Genomic DNA, 18,808 nt, shown 5'->3' with positions numbered 1-18,808 from the left:
GTTATCTACAAGGTTTTCAACAGAGTTATCCACAGAATAACTTATTGTTTGCAAAGATTTTCAAGCAACTATTCACACGATTCAACTGGATTTATCCTCAGTAAAATAGCCCAATATGGCATCAAGTCTTAAAATAAATTCCGTCGTGGGTCGCCAGAAGTAGTAACCTTGTCCACTTTGACCATTCATACCACGTAAATACAAATAGGTTGCGCCTCCCAGATCACGATCAATTTGATAATCTTCGAGCTGGATTTTCAAATAACGATGCAATGCCACCAAATACAAAGATGCCTGTAGCCAATAACTGGCATGCGACATGCTGTCCTGAACAGCTTCAAATGAATAACTTTGCTGATCTAAACCCAAAAAATTACTTTTATAATCGGCGATATGATATTGCTGACCATCAAAAAACACCAAATCAATTGACCCATTTAAATAACGTGCTGAATTGGCATCTTTAAACTCAGGCATTGCAATGGCATGCTCATCAAACAATTGATGTATACGTTTAATTGCCAAAACTCGATCTGAAAGGGCTAGATAAAATGGAAACTCAGCTAAATGCTCATGTGGTTCAAGTTGCCCCATTTTAAAATGACTGAGAATCGGAGTCGATAAAACATCCTGTAGCCACTCAGCCATCCAATCAATCAGCGTCTCTTCTACAGCGTGTTCTGTTTGAGAAACGCCCTCACTCGAATTGTCGTTGAGAAAAGCCTGCTGATATTTTTCCAGTAACTCCGTCCATAAACTTGAATAATCATTTTTAAAGCGACGACGTATTTCCAAACGCCAATAATGCGTATCTTTAAAATCAATATGCTCAAAAATTTCATGTAGGAAATTTCCTGCAATTGTACCCATTGGGAAATTGGCTTTGATCCATGCAAGCGGTTGAGTAGGAACCACATCTGTAATGATTTCAACAATGGGTTGTTGAATTTCGTCTTCTGCTCGATCCTGTTTTTGTTCAGAAACGGCCAAAGCATCCTGAATTTGTTGCCGAGTTAAATGCTGAGCCAAAGCACTAAAACTGGTTTTACCCCGCGGATAAAAACGTTGAGTAGGAAAGGCTTGTGCAAGTAAAGGCAATTGAACATCGCTCTTAGCCTTTTCTAAACGTGGTGGGCGTTCGGTCAATAAAGCTTGCATGGCAGTTCCAGCATGCTGAAACGTATTTGCGCCTTGACCGCGCCAAAATGCCAGTCCTGTTGTAGATTTTTCCTTTACATCACTCAGCATTGCATACACCCGATAACTGGCACGGGTCAATGCCACATACCACAACCGGTGATGTTCTGCTAAAGCGCGCTCATTGTGCTGCTCAATGTCTTTTTTATCGAGTAGATTGGCATCATTGATCGCCACTACACGCTGTTGTTCATTCTGTCCTGTTCGTACATTCAGCTGTTCAACCGTCGAGAAATTCAGCGTTTTATTGATCTCTTTAAAGTCTTTATCAGCGCCCAATAAAAACACAAACTTAAATTCAAGCCCTTTGGATTGGTGAATGGTCATCAACTGAACCCCTGCCTCATTGGACAGTTTCCGTTCCATCTCCCACTCTCTCTCCATCGGTGAAGTCAGTTGTTTTAAATACCAATGATAAAGATTTTGTGCACCTTGATAGTCTTCACTGTGCTGGCTCAATAACTCTGTTAAATGACGTAAATTCACCACCACACGTTCATTGTCACGACTGTGTTTTTCCACCAATTTTGTCCAGACAGAAAATTGGTTAAGCAGATATTGCCAAGCTGTTAAAAACCCTTGATTGAGCCACATATCACGAATCTGATCGAACAGTTCAATATAGACACTCAAACCATCAGCATGCTGTTCCAAGGCAATCAATGCTTTTAAATCAAAGCCGATCAGGCGGCTTAACAAAGCCCGTTTTACTTTGGCTTCATGATAAGGATGCAAAATTGCAGCAAGCACAGCCCCAACATCACCTGCAATCTGACTTTCAAAAACACTTTTTTTCGAGGGGCGACTGGTTCGAATCCCTAAAAATTCCAGCGCGGATTGTGCTTTATCTAAGCCATCATGGTTTTTAGAGAGGATGGCGATATCATTTTCATCTACTGCACGATGCACTGATTTTTCAATAAAATATAAACTGCCTTGAATCCCCTGATTCAGTAGCTCACGAATTTTCCATGCCACTTGTTCAGCTTCTTGATTTTTATCTTCAAGCTTGATCCACCTTAAAGGCTGTGGATTGACATGGCCTTGATCCAGCAGATCGGGATGCGGACGAGGACCTGCTTGTACTGGGGTATACCAGACCTGTTCACCAAAATCCATCTGGCGTTGAAATAAGGCATCAACCACTTCAACCAAAGGCTTGACTGAGCGATGATTAAAAATCAGATTATATTCTTGCCCTGCTTTGCCAAACACATCCTGATGCGCTTTTAAAAAGGTCAACATGTCCCCACCACGGAAACCATAAATCGCCTGTTTACGGTCTCCGACCATAATCATACAACCCTGTTTGACACGATTGGGATGCCGCCAAATTTGTGCCAACATATCATCTTGATCTTGGTTGGTGTCCTGAAATTCATCGACCAGAATCAGTGGATAACGCGCATGTACAAAGGTCGCAAAACGCTGGCCTTGTTCACCTTGCAAAGCCTCTGCAAGGGTACGAATTTGTTGTGCAAAGGTGGTTTCACCCTTTTGCTGTAACACTTGAGGTAAACGTGTTTTAACTTCTTTTGCCAAATAGTATTTTAAGAACGTATTGGTTCCAAGCAGTTGATTTTCATATATCTCAATCTGCGCATAAATACTGAGTAATTGTTGAATAAGCGTGTGTTGATAAAAATCGGATTGTACATTTTCAGGTGCCGCTTTTTTAAAAATTTGCTGCTCCCGAATCACCTTCATCAAGGTTGCAAAGTCGGACTTTTCAACACTCAGCTTTGAACTTAGATAATGCTTATAGTCATGCTGTTGTAGGGTTTGAATAATTCGCGGCAAGCTCTTGGCAAAAATACGATTCAATCGATCATTTCTAAATTTTGTCCCATTCGCAAATTTATAAAACTCACCATCCAATAAATAATAACTTTGCAAAGTCTGCAATTGATCCAGTTGAATCTTGGCAAGCTGTTCAATTGCCTGTTGGAATAGCTGAACATCTGCATTGGAAAATTTAGGCTCAATAAAATTTGCCGAGGCAAAATTTAAGCTTTGTTCCACCGTTGCAACATAATAATCGACACCATGTAACTCGCCCGCAAACATCAAGCTATCCACAATATCTTGGGGCTGTTTTTGAATCCATGCACGAAGTACATCATGAATCAATTGCTGGCTATAACTTTTTGCATCATCAGTAATTTCAGCCCGCTCAATTTTGCCACTTTCAAAAGCAAACTCACGCAGTAATTTCTGACTAAAACTGTCTAAAGTCCCGACAAAAAGTTCATCCAGTTGATCAATCACCAATTTCAAGCGTTCACAGGCATACGCAATCCGTGAGGCAAACATCTTTAACACTTTAGAAAATAATGGATCTGACTCTTGGGCTGCTTTGGTCAAGACTTGCTCTTCGGTTAATTCACGACATGAGTCAAAATAGCGGTATGTTTCCTGTAATCGTAAGCGAATACGTGTTTTTAATTCTGCCGCAGCTTTACGGGTAAATGTGGTTGCAATGACTTGGCTCGGTAAGTATTTTTCTAAAAAAATCCGCACCATCAAGCTTGAGAGCGTATAGGTTTTGCCTGTACCTGCAGAAGCTTCGATCCAGTGCAATCCGGCAAATTGCATATCTTCAATCGGCTGAATCGAAACTTTTTTGGCTGTGCCGTTTTGTGCTGCTGGTAACTGTGAATTTACGGAAGTCATGTTTATTCCTCCGCAACAAATTGATGCTGATAAATCGGCTGATACAACGCATAGCCGAAATGATCACAGGCATGTTTTAACAATGCGGTCGCATCTTGTTCTTGCAAAATAAATTGCCAATCCCGATGCTTTTTACTCCATTCCATTTCAGTCAAATCATAAGGTAGAAACGCATCGCTTTTATTCCATTCATTTAAAAGATCTGCAAAGTTATCGATCAACATGCTTTCCACATGATGTTGTGTATCCACATTTAAACCATGTTCATTTAAACGATGTGCAGCTAAGCCAGCTTCAATAGTCCCGAGTGACCATTGCAACTGCTTATTATTTTCAGCGGGCTTTAATAACAAAGCCGCAGGTAGAACCAAAGGTTCCGATTGGGCATAGGCAAATGCTTTAAACCACGGCAATAAATATGCTTTCGCCTGTTCTGAACTTAACCCAGTACTGATGATCGTGACATCACTAAATACCGCAATACGTTGTAGTGTTTTAGACTTTTCAGCATCGACATTTAAATAGCTTAACCAAAGTAAATATTCTAACCAAACTTTGGCACGACGTTTAGCACGACCGCTTGACGCATCCAAACTCACCCAATGCCACCCTGCTTGCTGAGGTACAGTAATATTCATGACTAAACCAGCGTCAATTCGCCATTGCCGTTGCGTTGTCACCGTTACATCAGCAGCATAACGCTGTAACCGCTCTTTTAAACTGTCTTGCTCCGCCAAACTGATTTGCCATGCGCTGTGCTGGACCTTGCCAATGGGTAATTGATTTTGCAGTAATCCAATCTCTTGAGACCAAGAATCTTCTGCAGAATGAGCCGATTGTTTCTGTAAGAAATCTCGAATCTGATAACGTGCCAAACCATCCAGAATTAAGGGTTCGTTCATTGCGGGAATATCTTCTGCGCGCAGATTCTCTACGCCTAAAGTTTTTAAATATAACTGTGCTGGGAAAGTGACATCTTGAATCCACTGTCGCGCATCCAAAACAGTGAGCTCTTCTTGAACAACAGGATATTGTGTATTTGCCCAAGCCTCACGTTTAGCAAGCATTTCCGCTTGACGGATGTGTTGTGCAACATTGAACCATTGATCTTGAAAACGAAGCGGTGTGGTTGCCTCAAAACCATTTGGATCAAAAGGTTGTAGGCTATGAATGTGATATAAAGACTGCAAATGTTCAGGGACTTGAATCCCCTTCAGCTCAATCATCTGATCAACAGGACTGATATCTTTATTATCCTTAGATAATGCCGTTTCAGATTGGGCAATCAGAGCAATATGGTTGATCAATTCCTGTAACACGCTGGATGGCTCACGCACTTCACCATCACTCACATCAAAGCCATTATAGAATAACCATAGATTTTCCTGCGCCAATAATAAAGCATCGAGGAAAGCCCCTTGATCATCATCTAGGCGGGAACGATCACCCAATTGCGGCTTGAGAATTTGCATCAAATCAAAGGGTAAATGCACATTTCGATCTGGAAATTTACCACCATCCAAATTTAACAGGACGATCAACTTATAAGGCAAAGGACGAATCTGGCCAATTTGGCTAAAGGTAATTTGTCCTGTCGGTAAAGCCTGATCGATTTGACCTTCTAATAAATTTTGAATTTCATTCAATAGATAGGGTAAAGGTAAATAAATATTTTTAAGAATGGGTTGCGCGTGCTCATCATAAAAACTGGCTAAGGTCAGCATACGCTCTTGTTTTTTGACAATTTCACGTACGACTTGTAACGACTCAACACCGGCTTGTTCAAACTCAATAATGTCTTGCATCAGCAGTTTTAACCACGCCTCAACATTGCATTTTAACGTGGTATTTTTCCCCAACTCATGCGCAATCATCCAGTCACGGCGCACATCAAAATCTTGATAAATCTGAATCAGTTTAGCCACTAACTCAAAATCACTTTGCAAAATTTGGGCATAGCTTAGGGTATTTTCAAAAATCGTATGCTCTGGAATCGCAATACCCAAAGCCAAACGATCAAGAGCAAATTTAAAACTAAAACGGAAATCCTCATCATCCTGACTTAAAGATCGTCGTAAATGTTGTGCATCTAGACCACGTTTAAACCCAGCATTGATCAATAGCTCAATCATTCTTTCTGTATTTGAAATATCCAGAGCGTAACGTAATTGCGTGGCATTTAAACTTAACCAATCTGCAAAATCCTCAACGCTAAAACGACCTTCAACCAATTGAATCCGGCCTAAAACAGCACGCCAAGCATTATTGGCATCCAGTTGCGTTACACCAGCAATCTTCACTGGCAAATAAATACTGTCTTGGTTTGGTGTATGCGGAAATACACTGCGAATAAGCGGTTCAATTTGTTTTAAATCTGGCACTAACACCAAAACATCACTTGGGCGATGTGGTTGTTCAGTAGTGCTTTTCATCAGCCAAGCAACCAACTGGTCTTTTAACACTTCAAGCTGTCGTAAAGACGAATGACACACATGGATTTGAATCGAGTCATCCGTTTTGGCAATTGGATAAGCATGCGGTTCAGGCTCAACCAAATACAGAATATCCGATTGTAATTTACTTAATAAATGAATCGGTTCTTCATCGACAAAGGCATCCACCCATTGCCCTTCTTCACCTGAAGACAGATTGGACAAGATCGAAAAGTGATCACGGGCTTGTTTACCAAAACGGGTTAATAATGGATGTCGTGATTCACGAATTTCCGCATTAAAATTCAAAGTAAATTCATCAAAAAACTTTTGAATATCTGCATCGGTCGCTTTGGGATACTTACTGACAAAACGCGCCTTTACCCGTAAGTCATATTGTTTTTTCCAGTTTGGATCGACACTGTCGGCCCAATATTCTTGTGATGGGTTGTAATGTAAAATCACCACATCCAAATATTGTCCCAGTCGTCTTAAAAACTGTAATTGACTTGGTGGTAAATCCAATAAAGTAAAGATAATCAGCTGGCTGGGTAATTTCTTTAAGGCTTGAGGGCGTTGTAGATCATCATCCATGATTTGCCAAAAATCATGATCAATACTTTGCATTTCAATAAAATCATCATGAAATGTATGTTGCCACAACCAACGTTGCCAAGTTTCCAGCTCTTGTGCTTGATTTAAAGTAAATGCTGAAATTTGTTGATTGGTTTTAAAGAATTGTTGTTCGAGGTTAAGTGCTTGACCACGTCCCCACTGCCCTAGCCAATTGCTTGGGCAACTACATGCTTGTCCATTGTTCTGTTGGCAACCGCGTTGACAGTCTCCACGATACAGCATGTAGTGACTGAACAATTTTGACACTTGTTCAGAGACCCAATACAACATACTTTGTTTTTTGAGTTGCTTCTCTAAACCTTGTTCCAGTTGCGAGGCTGCATCATAAATACGCTGGATAATGCCATGCAAAGGATGCTCTTGGGCTAAGCTATTTTCATCCTGCTCAATAAAACTTTTCAACGTTTGATAAATTCGCCACTTCATAATCAAACGCGGAATATTGGCTTTACGGACTTTGTCTTTGTCGTCTAAAACTTGCTGATAAGCAAACCACTGAAAACCACGAATACGTTGATGAAATTGACTGTTGGCACTGATGCCTTGTTGTTCAGCAATACGTTGGCTCAACCATTCTTGTACCGCAGGGCTTGGGACAATAAAATGTTGTGTTTGCAAGACTGCAAAAGGATTCTTGGATGGCCGAATGGTATTTTGCAAAAGCCCTTGCACCAAAACATCAATGCGTTGGCTTTGAATCACATGAATGGCCATAATTCCTCAACTTTCAATCTTCTATTGTCTACGTTTATGCACAAAACATAAACATTCGCCACTATACAACAACACCATACTATGGCATTTTTAGAACATTATTTGGAAATAACTTCACAATTTCAAGCTTAAACATGCGTTTTCAAAAATATGAAAAAAAGCTTGAAACAAAGGTAATTGTTTTATGAAAATTGATAAACTTCCAGACGCAATCGATCCAAGCTTAAACCTAGAACAAATTCGTGATGAATGCTTGGAGCAAGTGAAAAAGCGCTCTTATGTCTCTGCTGGTGTCGCAGTGATTCCTGTTCCGTTTTTAGATGTGGTGATTGATGTCGGGATGTTGTCGCTTCTGATTCCTGAAATCAATGCCCGCTTTGGTTTAGCACCAGATCAAATCAGTGTATATGATCCTGCAACCAAGAAAATTCATTGGAATGAATTACGTAAACGTGGTTTTGAGTTTTCAGGTTTAGTGGTTGCGCGTACTGCGGTAAAGGCATCATTAAATAATATGGCGGCTAAAATCATTACCAAACAAGTGACCAAATTTATCCCACTGGGTGGCTCAATCATTGCAGCAAGTTTAGGCTATATTGTGATGAAAAAAGTTGCTGAAGCGCATGTAGATGAATGTTATAAATTAGCCAAAAATATTCAAAATAAACAAACGCAAAAGTTAGTGAGCTAAGCGCTGCCATACTTTAAGATTTATACTTAGTAAAACAAAGAGATATCATCTGATATCTCTTTGTTTTTTGTTCATTGTAAAAATACAGCAAATTCTTCAAGACTGAGTCGTGAGGGATGAAAAGAATTAATTTCTTCATTCACATCGGCATAGCCTAAAGACATGCCACAAACCAATTGTTCATCATCTGTAGCACCTAAAATTGGCATGATAATCTTGTGATAATCATTCCATGATGCTTGGGGACAGGTGTCTAAGCCCTGCGCTTTTGCAAGCAACATAATATTTTGCATCAACATGGCGATCGCCATTTTTGCGCCCGCTTCTAATTGACGATGCGTGGTAAAAAATAAACCAACAGGCGCATCAAAAAACTTAAAATTTCGAAGGTGTTGCTGATGCATTTCCTGCCGTTGTTGTTTGCTAATCCCCAGTACAGCATACATCCCCCAACCATTCTCCCGTCTACGGCTAATATACGGTTCAAACCATTGCTCAGGATAATAAAGATAAGGGGCAGTAAATTCGCGTCTTGAACATTGACCAGAATAAATGGAATCCGCCGCTGCAATCACTTGTTGACTAATCCTCAATTTGCTATTGCCCTGAACCACATAGACTTTCCACGGTTGCGTATTGGTTCCAGAGGGTGCATAACTGGCTTTTCGCAATAGATCTTGAATGATCTCAGGATCTACAGCCTGATCTGTAAATGCACGTACAGAATGTCGATTTAAAATCACTGCTTCGACCAGATTATTGACTGTCAATTCCATTTATTCCCTCATAGGTCAAGACTAAAAGTTATATCCAACGTTGATATTCCACCTAAATTTCCAGTCATTGCTATAGTCTGAATTCGTCGAGGTATAGCCAGTTGAGTTTTTAGCCCCACCCAACACATTGACATTCTTCCCGACACTTCCATCTACCCAAATTAAGAAAGGCATTGCATTAAACTGCACGCCAAAGGTGTCCATTTGCGAGCGATCCCAGCCGGCTTTGTCTTTCCATAACACACTATAATCATTATAGAATTTTACAGTTTTTAAATTGGGAAAATACTTGGTTTGCACAGGTTGGGTATAACCGATATTAAAAGAACCAATCGTCCCTTCAGCTGCGACAAAATAAGCAGGTGTTATACCATTCGCTTGCATTAAAATTTGATCATTATTTAAACCCTCTGGGTTTTTTGCATCATATTTATAGCGAATCGCTGAAGTTTGCACATTCCATTTTTCGTAATTGTTTAAGCCATGCACTCCAAATGCATAATAATCGCCATTTTTATCCGTCGCTTTATTACGCAATTGTGAATATGCCCCACTCACACCAAACTCCTGTTTACCAAATTCCAAATCCATTTTATGGGCATAACGTAGATTGAGCTGATTTCTTTTTTCATTGAGATATTGCTGTTGGTGAGGCAGCACATTATCCAATTTATCCGCCGAACCTGACTCTGGCGAATAACGAATATTGCCTGGACTCATGATTGGCATATACGCCACGGTAAAATCATGTTTTGGCGAGGTATTCTTCCAACTCAATCCCGGCGCTACGCTATCGGCAAATCCCAAGAAAAATGGGATCGGGAAAGTCCAGGCATGCTCTGGGAATGGATAAATCCCAAAAGGCTTATAAATAATTCCGGCCTGAAAATCATTATTGTCATCAGGCTTATACCCGACAAAACCATGTTCAACAGAACGTTTATGATCACTTTGGAAGGCATAACTTACATCCAAATAAAATTGATCATATTTACCCTTAATATTTAAACGGGCATTATCAAACAAAAACTTGCCATTATTGGGGCTTTCCCATCGCTCATCGCGATAATTGGTTCGGACAAAACCGCCTAATTTCAATTGTTTTAAACCATCTTCAGTTTCCCATTGGAACGGTGAAGGTTGAGCATTGGCATAGGCTTGAAATGAGATCAAACTCGATACAATTAATCCTAAATATTTAATTTTTAACATGAGAACCTCCTCAGCAATTTGTTCTCCCGAACGCATTGCCATTCAATTTTTTTAATTTATTTGTTTACTAATGTTTTAGGCAAAGACAGCACAATGAAGCAACTCAACAATAAACATGCTGAGAACACGATGAGTGCGCCTTCTGGTTTACCGGTAATCTGAATGGCATACCCCACCAAAGTGTTACTGACTAAGCCGGCAATGTTGGCAATAGAACACGCCAGTGCAAACCCTGTCGCCGCCGCAGTTCCTGATAAAAAAGTTGCAGGAAGACTAAAGAACACGGGGATGGTGCCTGTGGTCGCAATCGCAGCAATCGAGAACAAAATCAAGGTCATGACAATATTGCTACTAAACATTGTGGTTAAAAACAGTGCGACTGCACCAAAAATAAATGGTACGACCATATGCCAACGACGCTCTCTATATTTATCTGAGCTCCGCCCAATGACCAACATCGCAATCAAGCCAACAATACTTGGAATGGCAACCAGTAATCCGATATTTAATAAGTTGGCAACGCCTGTGGTTTTAATAAATGTCGGCAACCAAAAGCCCATAGAATAGGTACACAGCAACATCGAAAAATTAATTGCACCGAGTTTCAGGATATTGGTATTGAAAAATCCATCTTTAAAACTATGCTTTTGTTTGGCAGAGTCATTGCCTTCTAAATCTTTATTGAGATTTTTTTCAATGATTGATTTTTCAGCATCATTGAGCCATTTGGCTTTGGAAAAGTGATTCGGTAACATTTTAAATGTCAAAATACCCAAGATCACGCTTGGAAGTGCCTCTAAAAAGAACAACCACTGCCAACCTGCCCAGCCATAAACTTGATCAAAGGTGGTCATGATCCAACCTGATAGCGGACTACCAATAATCACCGCCAAGGGTAAACCGATCATAAATAAGGCAATGATCTTAGCGCGATAATATGTTGGGAACCATGTGGTTAAATAATACAAAACCCCGGGTAAAAAGCCCGCTTCCGCAGCACCGAGCAGAAACCGTAGCGCATAAAACTGCATCGGTGTGGTCACAAACATGGTTAAACCAGACAAAATCCCCCATGTAATCATAATCCGCGCAATCCAAATTTTTGCGCCGACCTTTTCCAGAACCAAGTTACTGGGTACTTCAAAAATAATATAGCCAACAAAGAAAAGCCCTGCACCTAACCCAAACGCAGCCTCACTCAAGTTCACATCATTTAACATGTGTAATTTGGCAATCCCGACATTAATTCGGTCTAAATAGGCTGCGATATAACAGAAACACAGAAATGGAATCAGTTTCCAAATCACTTTTTTATAAACCTGAACCTCTTGTTCAGGGTAAATTTCTTGTGGTTTTACAACACTGGTAGACATATCTAACTCCTTTAGATCACAAACCAAGTGAGTTGTTTTTCTTGTAATACTTAGAACAAAATGAACAAAGCTTTTATGTCACCGATGATCTGCACATTCTCTTTTGTTTTAATGCATCACCAAAAACCATTCTATCCTTGGTTTTTTATTACCCTAACGTCCATAATTTTTAGTTGTATCAATCATCAATTTTTGTTTTGAGTGAAATAATTCAAGACCTCTTGTTTTGATACAACATCTCCATATTTACTATCGATATCAAACAGATTGGCTTCATGGGGTTCACGATGACGATCCCCAACACAGTCACGGATCACAATGGTTCTAAATCCATGTTGCACAGCATCTACGGCTGTTGCGCGAACACACCCACTGGTCGAACAACCCACAATAATCACGGTATCTATCGCCTCAGCGTTTAAAACCGATGACAAACTTGTTGCAAAAAAAGCACTTGCATAATTTTTAGTGATCACCAATTCAGTGTCGAGCGGTTGAACTTGTGGGCAAAATTGAGTGGCTGGATTATCCACCGTCATCGCTGCCATTACGGGTGATTTTTTTACCCACATTCCCCCGTCAATTTGGTTTTTCGCGTGATAAAGAATATTGGTGTGAATTACTAAAATATTCTGTTCACGTGCCAGTGCCAAAACCGCTTCGGTTTCTTGAACTGCAGTAATCACATCAGGCGCATATAAAGGCTCAGATGCCGTAATATAAGACTGGATAAAATCGACCAACAGCAGCACGGGTTTCTTGCCAAAACCAATTCGATTTCCCCACACGCCTTGGTAATTATCATTTAGGGATTGTTGATTCATTTCACACTCCTTATGCATATGCGCCAGAGAGCAATGCACCAGCACCCGGTACAATTGGCTCTAAATCCATTGCTTTAAGCATCTGATAGGTTGTTGCAATTGCTGCTGAAATCACGGGCTTACCCGTAAGTGCCTCAACTTTAGCGACTACAGGAAGTGACTGCATTTGTACACATGCTGAAAGCACAATCACATCTGCATCTTGGTAATTCAGCTTCTGCACAATGTTGGGCAAATCAGCAGGGTCATGTTGCGCAACAGCAATGTTGTCAGCGATTTCTAAGGCCACATAATCGAGAATTTCAAACCCCTCTTCAGCAATGTAATTCACCACCAGTTCGGTTAAAGGTTTCATATAGGGCGTAACAACAACAATTTTTTTCGCCTTCATCAGCTTCAAACAGTCAACCAAAGCCCCCGCACTGGTGACGACAGGTGCTGCAGCAGCATTATCAACCGTGACTTGATGGAGACGTTTTTCTGACTCACGGTGATAACCGATGCCCATGGACATAATCGCAACCAGACAGGCATATCCCAATACATCCACTTGGGCATCTGAAAGTTCTAAAGCACAACGGTCAGACTGTGCATCCATTGCCGCAAGCTCTTCTTTTTTGACATGTTTCATCCGCATACGGCTAGAATGAAAGGTAAATGTTTCAGGACGAATCAGTTGACGTGCTTTCAACATCGCTGGAATTTCAGTTTCCATCGTGGTATTGGAACTGGGTACGATTTGACCAATTTTATAAATTCGTTGCATGAGCATTCCTCCTTAAATAAGCCTCTGTCCTAAAAAATCTGAAAAGCCGGCTAAGAAACCATTTAAGTCATCCCAAGGAATCATATGCCCTGCATTTTCCACACGGCTCACCAAAATCTGTGAATTAAGCAATTGGATTTCTGCAATATCGCCTGCCGAGATCACATCCCCTTTGCCAGCCACCATTAATAAGGTTGGTACTTTAATTTTTGAGATATATTGATGAATATCAACATGATGAAAATCATGAAAAGACTTGATAACGGCTGGTAAATAACAACTATGTAGCCACTCTGCGCGCAATTGTCTTTGCGCTAAAGTCCAAGATGGGCAATATTGCTTCATGTCTTCTGCATTCATCCCCTGAATAGATTGCTGAATAGAATCGACATACCAGGATAATTGGCTCGGATAAACACGCCGTCCTGGACCTGAGACAGGTGGATCAATCAAGACTATTTTTTTCAAACCTTTTGGCTCAAACGCAGCACAACGAATCGCAAAACGCGCGCCCATCGAGTGCCCAACCAAATAATAAGATGCCAAGTCCAATTTTTTAACAAAATCTAGAATATCTTGCGCACAGGTATCGGTGTCATATTGCAGATGCTCCCCCGAAGAAGACAGCCCTCGGCCTCGAATATCCAAAACATAGACATCAAAAAATTGTGCTAATTTTTCCGCTACAAATCCCCAAGTAATGGCAGGACTGGTAATCCCGGGGATCAACACCAAAGCATGCCCTCTCCCACCATAACGAAGATAATGTAAGCGGACTTGATTGATCGCTACATTAGACCCATACAGGAATTGACTCATACGGCCTCCTCCTCATTTAATGCATGTGCATATACATCATATCCATACACCCAAGCTGGATCTTCTTGGCTTTTTAAGAAGGTATTGGCATTGGAAACTTCTTGCACTCGACTGGCACGTTGTTTACGATTTTGTTCATATAATTTGAATGCCTCCTGATAGTGGTCCAACCCTGTTTGCAGCAAACAGCGCGTGAGCATTGCGGCATCTTCAATCGCCATACCTGCGCCTTGTGCCATATGCGGTTTCATGGGATGGCAAGCATCACCGAGCAACACCATCCGGCCATTGCTCCATATCGGTAACGGATTACGATTGTTTAATGGCCACTTGGTAATATCTTCACTGGCTTCAATCATGGCTTGGATAGTTGGATGAAAATCTTTAAATGTTTCAAATAATTCTTGTTTTGAACAAGGCACAAAACTTTGCCCTTGGAAATCCCATGCTGGATGAGGCACACCTGTAACAAAGTAGTACTCATCACGTTCTTTGGTGGTGTAATAGGCCATCATATGGCGATCCTCATACCACCATTTGACACAATCGTCTAAATCAAATTGCTGTTTTAATTTCTCTAATTGTTCTCCTTTAATCATGGCACGGTGCGCAACCCAACCACTGTATAAAGGGGCTTCTGGTCCAAGAATGATTTCTCGAATTTTTGAGTTAATCCCATCAGCACCAATCACAATATCAACATCACTTACTGTGCCATCCTCAAAGCTTAGGGTTACTCCATCTAGCCTTTGAGTAACAGCACTTAAGCGCTTACCAAAATATAATTTGTCTTGCTGCAATGCTTCGATTTGTCGGGCATGCATATCACCACGATGGATCGTGATATAGGTTGCTCCATATCCAGTCAAACCAACATTGGACATATAGTCTGCAGTATTTCCATCACGGCTGACCCAATGCGTTGGATGACATCCCATGTCTTCCAAATCTTGCTCTAAACCCATTTCTCGAAAGATTTTCATAATGTTTGGGCCAATATGAATACCAGCACCTAAACGAGAAAATTCTGCTGCTTGTTCATAGACATCAACATCAAAACCGGCTCTCTGTAGTAGCAGCCCCATTGAAGCGCCACCAAGACCTGCACCAATCACTGCAATTTTTTTTGCTTTATTCATTGTTTACTCCATCAAACAAATTTTTCTTTTAATAGATATACTCCACGACAATATTAAAGTCTACACACTTTAAATTCTCAAACAAATCTCAACTCATAAAATCATTTAAATATTTGTTTATTATTAACAATTAATTTAATTACAATGATGTAATAAATGTACAATCCACCTTATCAAAGTGTATACTCTTTAAAAATACAAAAAACAGCGATGAAAAAGGAGCACCATCATGCCTGTAAATAGCACTGAACTGACCCAAATGTTTGAGCATGTTTTAACCTTATCCAAAATCGATGAAACACAAAGTGTGGCGATTTTAAAAAGTCATTATTCACATCAACAAACCGTTCAAGCCGCACTTGATGCAGCATGTCGGTTAAAAGCCAAAGTGTTTATTTTAGAATTACCTTCGTTCAATCATCCCAGAGCCATGGGAAATGATATGACTGCTTATTGTGGAGATACTGCGTTAACAGGCAATCTTGCTGCTCAACAAGCACTTGAATCTGTCGACCTCATCATTGACACCATGATGTTGCTGCACTCACCAGAACAAGAACAGATTTTAAAAACAGGAACACGGATTTTATTGGCCGTGGAACCCCCAGAAATTCTCGCTCGTATGCTGCCCACACAAGAAGACAAACATCGGGTTCAAACTGCTGAAAAATACTTAAAGAAAGCGAAAAGTATGCATGTGACCTCAAAGGCAGGCACAGATTTTTATGCTCCGCTTGGGCAATACCCTGCTGTAACTGAATATGGCTTTGCTGACGAAGTTGGGCGTTGGGATCACTGGCCGAGTGGTTTCTTATTCACTTGGCCCAATGAAAATATGGCAGAAGGCATCTTGGTTGTAGATATTGGTGATATTTTATTACCCTTTAAAACCTATGCCCGTGAAAGAGTCACTTTAGAAATCGAAAAAGGGGTAATTACTCAAATTCATGGTGGATTTGAAGCAGAATATCTCCGTGATTATATGAAATATTTTAATGATCCAGAGGTGTATGGAATTTCACACATTGGTTGGGGCTTACAACCTCGAGCACAATGGACAGCGATGGGTTTGCATGATAAAAATGATGGCATGTGTATGGATGCACGTGCTTTTAATGGTAACTTTTTATTTTCAACGGGACCCAACACAGAAGTAGGTGGTAGCCGTAAGACACCATGTCATATGGATATTCCACTTCGTAACTGTACAGTGAAACTCGATGATTTAGTGGTTGTTGATCAAGGCGTTCCTATAGCGCTCAGCTAACGCGAAGAAACTAACTATTAAAATCAAATGTTTAATACATCCAACCAAAGCATAACGACCAAGTAGCATTATGGTCGTTATTTTTATGCAATCCTTTTATACTGGCCCTGTTAAAGTTTAAAAAAACTTCAATATTTTAAATCTTCGGGTCTAATTTTCCTCACATGATAAAGAAGTCAAACATGAATGATGAATATGTAATTGAAGAACAAGTGGGATATTTACTTAGACGGACTTACTTTCATCATTTAACGATTTTTCAACAAAGTTTGGATGAAACCCGCCTCACTTCGGTTCAGTTCGCTGTACTTTATGCCATCAATAAATTAAAAGAATGTTCGCAAAAAGAATTGGTTGAGGAAACTGGTATCGACCAAGCAACCATTCGTGGCATTATCCAGCGATTAAAAGACAAGCTTTTTATTTCACAAGATCCTGATCAACATGACAAACGCAAGGTGTTGATTCATATTACAGCATCGGGTATTCAAGAGCTTTCGCAAGCGATTCCAATTGCTGCAAGTATTAGTGACTTAACCCTCGCTGCATTAAATCCCGCCGAAAAAATTGCTTTAAAATTTTTACTTAAAAAAATTCTGGGGCATCCATTAGATTAGAATCTTTTACCGCATAGATCATTGTGATTGGTATCGCACTAAAGCGTAGAATAAGAGCATCTATTCTTTAGTGCGATACTATTTATAACCTCAACTTAGCTGTTGCTAGCAAACAATCAATCCGCTTTTAACTGCTTTAAAATCGTTTTAAGGATTTGAATACGTGCTGTGTACTTATCATTGGTCGCAACCACATGCCACGGTGCATACTCAGTATCGGTTCGTTCAAACATATCCGCAGCCGCATTTAAATAATCGTCCCAATGTCCACGATTTCGCCAGTCATCAGGGGTAATTTTAAAGCGTTTATGCGGTGTTTGTTCACGTGCTTTAAAACGTGCTTCTTGCTCATCTTTGCTGATTGCCAACCAGAATTTAACTAACACGGTTTGATTATCCGTTAAATCTTTTTCAAAGCGATTAATTTCATCATAGGCACGTTGCCATTCCGCAGGTTTGGCAAAGCCTTCAATACGTTCAACCAATACTCGACCATACCAAGTACGATCAAAAATGCTGATCTTTTCCTCAGGTTGAATCTTGGTCCAAAAACGCCATAAATAGGGTCGGCGCAATTCATACTGTTCTGGTGCAGCAATGGTATAAATCTCGTATTCACGCGGATCAAGATTTTTCACAATCCGCTTGATTGCCCCACCCTTACCTGCTGCATCCATGCCTTCAAAGGTAATGATGACATTGCGTGAATCATTGCGTAGCGCTTCCGATACTTTTTTGGTTAATTTCTTTAATTCAGCTTTATATTGATCTTTATCCAGTTCTTCTGTAGCAGGTTGCAATAACGACTCAGGTACAGTCGCCTGTTTCCACTTGGTTCTCACTGCTGTTTTATGTCGAGGCAACTGCTTTAATGCTTGCAAAATATACTGAGCAAATTGTTGATCTCGTGCAACACAATCTTCGCAATCAATCACATACCAATCATCGGTAAACCGTTGACGTAATTTTTGCACAATGTCGTATTGTTTTTTATTCCGCCAATCCAAACCCATTAACTTATGCCAACGCTGTTCAGACGCATCCATTGAATCTAAACGCTTTTGTAAGCTTTTCCACGGTAGATCAAACCAAATTTTAATCACATCAACATGATTATTTTTTAGGTCTTGTTCATAAGCACGCATATTTTCAATATAGGTATCGAACAAGGTTTCATCTAAAGGTTTAGAAACATGCATCGCTGTTGACAATAAGTCACTGTACCAATTGCCAAAAAACAGCTGAATTTGCCCTTCTGATGGGATATGCCGTGCATAAGGCTGCCAAAAACTTTGTTTACTGCTAAATAAACTGGCTGGATCTGCTTTAACCCGTAAGTAACGAGGATCAACCCATTCACGTAATTGTTTAACCGCTTCCCCTTTCCCCGCAAGCTCGATACCACTGACTAAAATGACCAAGCTTTTGGCATTATTTTTATCTTTAGAATTCTTTAAGGCATATTGTGCCTCAATCAGATCAACGGATAACTCTTCTTCATCACGCAACGCAAACGCTAATTGTTCTTCAATCATCTGCTTCTCTATGGTCTGAAACTTCAATTGAGTATACCCATTCCCTAAAACAGAGTTATATTATTTTCTGTATAAAATCTTTGATATTGTTTATTTAAAAATCCACTGACCATATTTCTCTATTGTTTTTTAACTTT

13 protein-coding genes are annotated in these 18,808 nt (G+C 40.2%); 3 read left to right on the top strand and 10 right to left on the bottom strand.

Annotated elements, in window-relative coordinates:
* Positions 1 to 81: 81 nt before the first annotated feature.
* Positions 82 to 3,870 (bottom strand): UvrD-helicase domain-containing protein, encoded by a 3,789-nt coding sequence (locus ACQ7EO_RS01680; protein WP_434278762.1) that lies wholly within the window; start codon positions 3,868 to 3,870, stop codon positions 82 to 84.
* Between the two features lie 2 nt (positions 3,871 to 3,872).
* Positions 3,873 to 7,652, bottom strand: a complete 3,780-nt coding sequence (locus ACQ7EO_RS01675) for an exodeoxyribonuclease V subunit gamma (RefSeq protein WP_434278761.1) — start codon at positions 7,650 to 7,652, stop codon at positions 3,873 to 3,875.
* A gap of 184 nt (positions 7,653 to 7,836) precedes the next feature.
* On the opposite strand from ACQ7EO_RS01675, the gene ACQ7EO_RS01670 reads away from it, so the two are divergent.
* Positions 7,837 to 8,343, top strand: a complete 507-nt coding sequence (locus ACQ7EO_RS01670) for a hypothetical protein (protein ID WP_004725502.1) — start codon at positions 7,837 to 7,839, stop codon at positions 8,341 to 8,343.
* Positions 8,344 to 8,414: 71 nt separating this feature from the next.
* Here the strand turns inward: ACQ7EO_RS01670 and ACQ7EO_RS01665 are convergent, their stop codons facing one another.
* The 7 genes from ACQ7EO_RS01665 to ACQ7EO_RS01635 form a co-directional block, all read right to left on the bottom strand.
* The gene (locus tag ACQ7EO_RS01665; protein WP_434278760.1) at positions 8,415 to 9,119 is read right to left on the bottom strand and encodes a nitroreductase; all 705 of its coding nucleotides are present in this window, start codon (positions 9,117 to 9,119) and stop codon (positions 8,415 to 8,417) included.
* 21 nt (positions 9,120 to 9,140) lie between these two features.
* Positions 9,141 to 10,331, bottom strand: a complete 1,191-nt coding sequence (locus tag ACQ7EO_RS01660; protein ID WP_035370606.1) for a hypothetical protein — start codon at positions 10,329 to 10,331, stop codon at positions 9,141 to 9,143.
* Between the two features lie 56 nt (positions 10,332 to 10,387).
* The gene (locus ACQ7EO_RS01655) at positions 10,388 to 11,704 is read right to left on the bottom strand and encodes an MFS transporter (RefSeq protein WP_004816727.1); all 1,317 of its coding nucleotides are present in this window, start codon (positions 11,702 to 11,704) and stop codon (positions 10,388 to 10,390) included.
* Between the two features lie 185 nt (positions 11,705 to 11,889).
* Entirely contained in the window at positions 11,890 to 12,528 is a 639-nt protein-coding gene (locus tag ACQ7EO_RS01650; RefSeq protein ID WP_270383263.1) for an isochorismatase family protein, read from the bottom strand.
* Between the two features lie 10 nt (positions 12,529 to 12,538).
* Entirely contained in the window at positions 12,539 to 13,294 is a 756-nt protein-coding gene (locus tag ACQ7EO_RS01645; RefSeq protein ID WP_434278759.1) for a maleate cis-trans isomerase family protein, read from the bottom strand.
* 12 nt (positions 13,295 to 13,306) lie between these two features.
* Positions 13,307 to 14,113 carry an alpha/beta fold hydrolase gene (locus ACQ7EO_RS01640; protein ID WP_434278758.1) on the bottom strand — a complete coding sequence of 269 codons (807 nt, stop codon included), beginning with the start codon at positions 14,111 to 14,113 and terminating at the stop codon, positions 13,307 to 13,309.
* Positions 14,110 to 15,252, bottom strand: coding sequence for an FAD-dependent oxidoreductase (locus ACQ7EO_RS01635; protein WP_434278757.1), 1,143 nt, complete (start codon positions 15,250 to 15,252; stop codon positions 14,110 to 14,112). The genes ACQ7EO_RS01640 and ACQ7EO_RS01635 overlap by 4 nt, the downstream gene beginning before the upstream one ends.
* A gap of 229 nt (positions 15,253 to 15,481) precedes the next feature.
* Here ACQ7EO_RS01635 and ACQ7EO_RS01630 point away from each other — a divergent pair, with 229 nt between their 5' ends.
* Both ACQ7EO_RS01630 and ACQ7EO_RS01625 read left to right on the top strand, forming a co-directional pair.
* On the top strand, positions 15,482 to 16,519 hold the full coding sequence (locus ACQ7EO_RS01630; RefSeq protein WP_434278756.1) for a 2,5-dihydroxypyridine 5,6-dioxygenase: 1,038 nt from the start codon (positions 15,482 to 15,484) through the stop codon (positions 16,517 to 16,519).
* A gap of 182 nt (positions 16,520 to 16,701) precedes the next feature.
* Positions 16,702 to 17,136 carry a MarR family winged helix-turn-helix transcriptional regulator gene (locus tag ACQ7EO_RS01625; RefSeq protein WP_056517415.1) on the top strand — a complete coding sequence of 145 codons (435 nt, stop codon included), beginning with the start codon at positions 16,702 to 16,704 and terminating at the stop codon, positions 17,134 to 17,136.
* A 116-nt stretch (positions 17,137 to 17,252) separates the two neighbouring features.
* Here ACQ7EO_RS01625 and pap read toward each other — a convergent pair whose 3' ends face one another.
* The gene (gene pap, locus ACQ7EO_RS01620) at positions 17,253 to 18,671 is read right to left on the bottom strand and encodes a polyphosphate:AMP phosphotransferase (RefSeq protein WP_004725481.1); all 1,419 of its coding nucleotides are present in this window, start codon (positions 18,669 to 18,671) and stop codon (positions 17,253 to 17,255) included.
* Positions 18,672 to 18,808: the final 137 nt, after the last annotated feature.

This window comes from Acinetobacter sp. CE-15 (genome assembly GCF_051059255.1).
In the GTDB taxonomy this organism is placed as follows: Bacteria; Pseudomonadota; Gammaproteobacteria; order Pseudomonadales; family Moraxellaceae; genus Acinetobacter; species Acinetobacter guillouiae.
Note: the sequence above shows the minus strand (reverse complement) of the source record. Positions and strands in the feature narration are given on the sequence as shown.

What these genes read in the sequence shown, in the direction of transcription:
- ACQ7EO_RS01645 (WP_434278759.1), bottom strand. Translation starts at nt 13,294, where the DNA reads ATGCAACGAATTTATAAAATTGGTCAAATCGTACCCAGTTCCAATACC.
- ACQ7EO_RS01660 (WP_035370606.1), bottom strand. Translation starts at nt 10,331, where the DNA reads ATGTTAAAAATTAAATATTTAGGATTAATTGTATCGAGTTTGATCTCA.
- ACQ7EO_RS01625 (WP_056517415.1), top strand. Translation starts at nt 16,702, where the DNA reads ATGAATGATGAATATGTAATTGAAGAACAAGTGGGATATTTACTTAGA.
- ACQ7EO_RS01630 (WP_434278756.1), top strand. Translation starts at nt 15,482, where the DNA reads ATGCCTGTAAATAGCACTGAACTGACCCAAATGTTTGAGCATGTTTTA.
- pap (WP_004725481.1), bottom strand. Translation starts at nt 18,671, where the DNA reads ATGATTGAAGAACAATTAGCGTTTGCGTTGCGTGATGAAGAAGAGTTA.
- ACQ7EO_RS01680 (WP_434278762.1), bottom strand. Translation starts at nt 3,870, where the DNA reads ATGACTTCCGTAAATTCACAGTTACCAGCAGCACAAAACGGCACAGCC.
- ACQ7EO_RS01655 (WP_004816727.1), bottom strand. Translation starts at nt 11,704, where the DNA reads ATGTCTACCAGTGTTGTAAAACCACAAGAAATTTACCCTGAACAAGAG.
- ACQ7EO_RS01650 (WP_270383263.1), bottom strand. Translation starts at nt 12,528, where the DNA reads ATGAATCAACAATCCCTAAATGATAATTACCAAGGCGTGTGGGGAAAT.
- ACQ7EO_RS01665 (WP_434278760.1), bottom strand. Translation starts at nt 9,119, where the DNA reads ATGGAATTGACAGTCAATAATCTGGTCGAAGCAGTGATTTTAAATCGA.
- ACQ7EO_RS01675 (WP_434278761.1), bottom strand. Translation starts at nt 7,652, where the DNA reads ATGGCCATTCATGTGATTCAAAGCCAACGCATTGATGTTTTGGTGCAA.
- ACQ7EO_RS01640 (WP_434278758.1), bottom strand. Translation starts at nt 14,113, where the DNA reads ATGAGTCAATTCCTGTATGGGTCTAATGTAGCGATCAATCAAGTCCGC.
- ACQ7EO_RS01635 (WP_434278757.1), bottom strand. Translation starts at nt 15,252, where the DNA reads ATGAATAAAGCAAAAAAAATTGCAGTGATTGGTGCAGGTCTTGGTGGC.
- ACQ7EO_RS01670 (WP_004725502.1), top strand. Translation starts at nt 7,837, where the DNA reads ATGAAAATTGATAAACTTCCAGACGCAATCGATCCAAGCTTAAACCTA.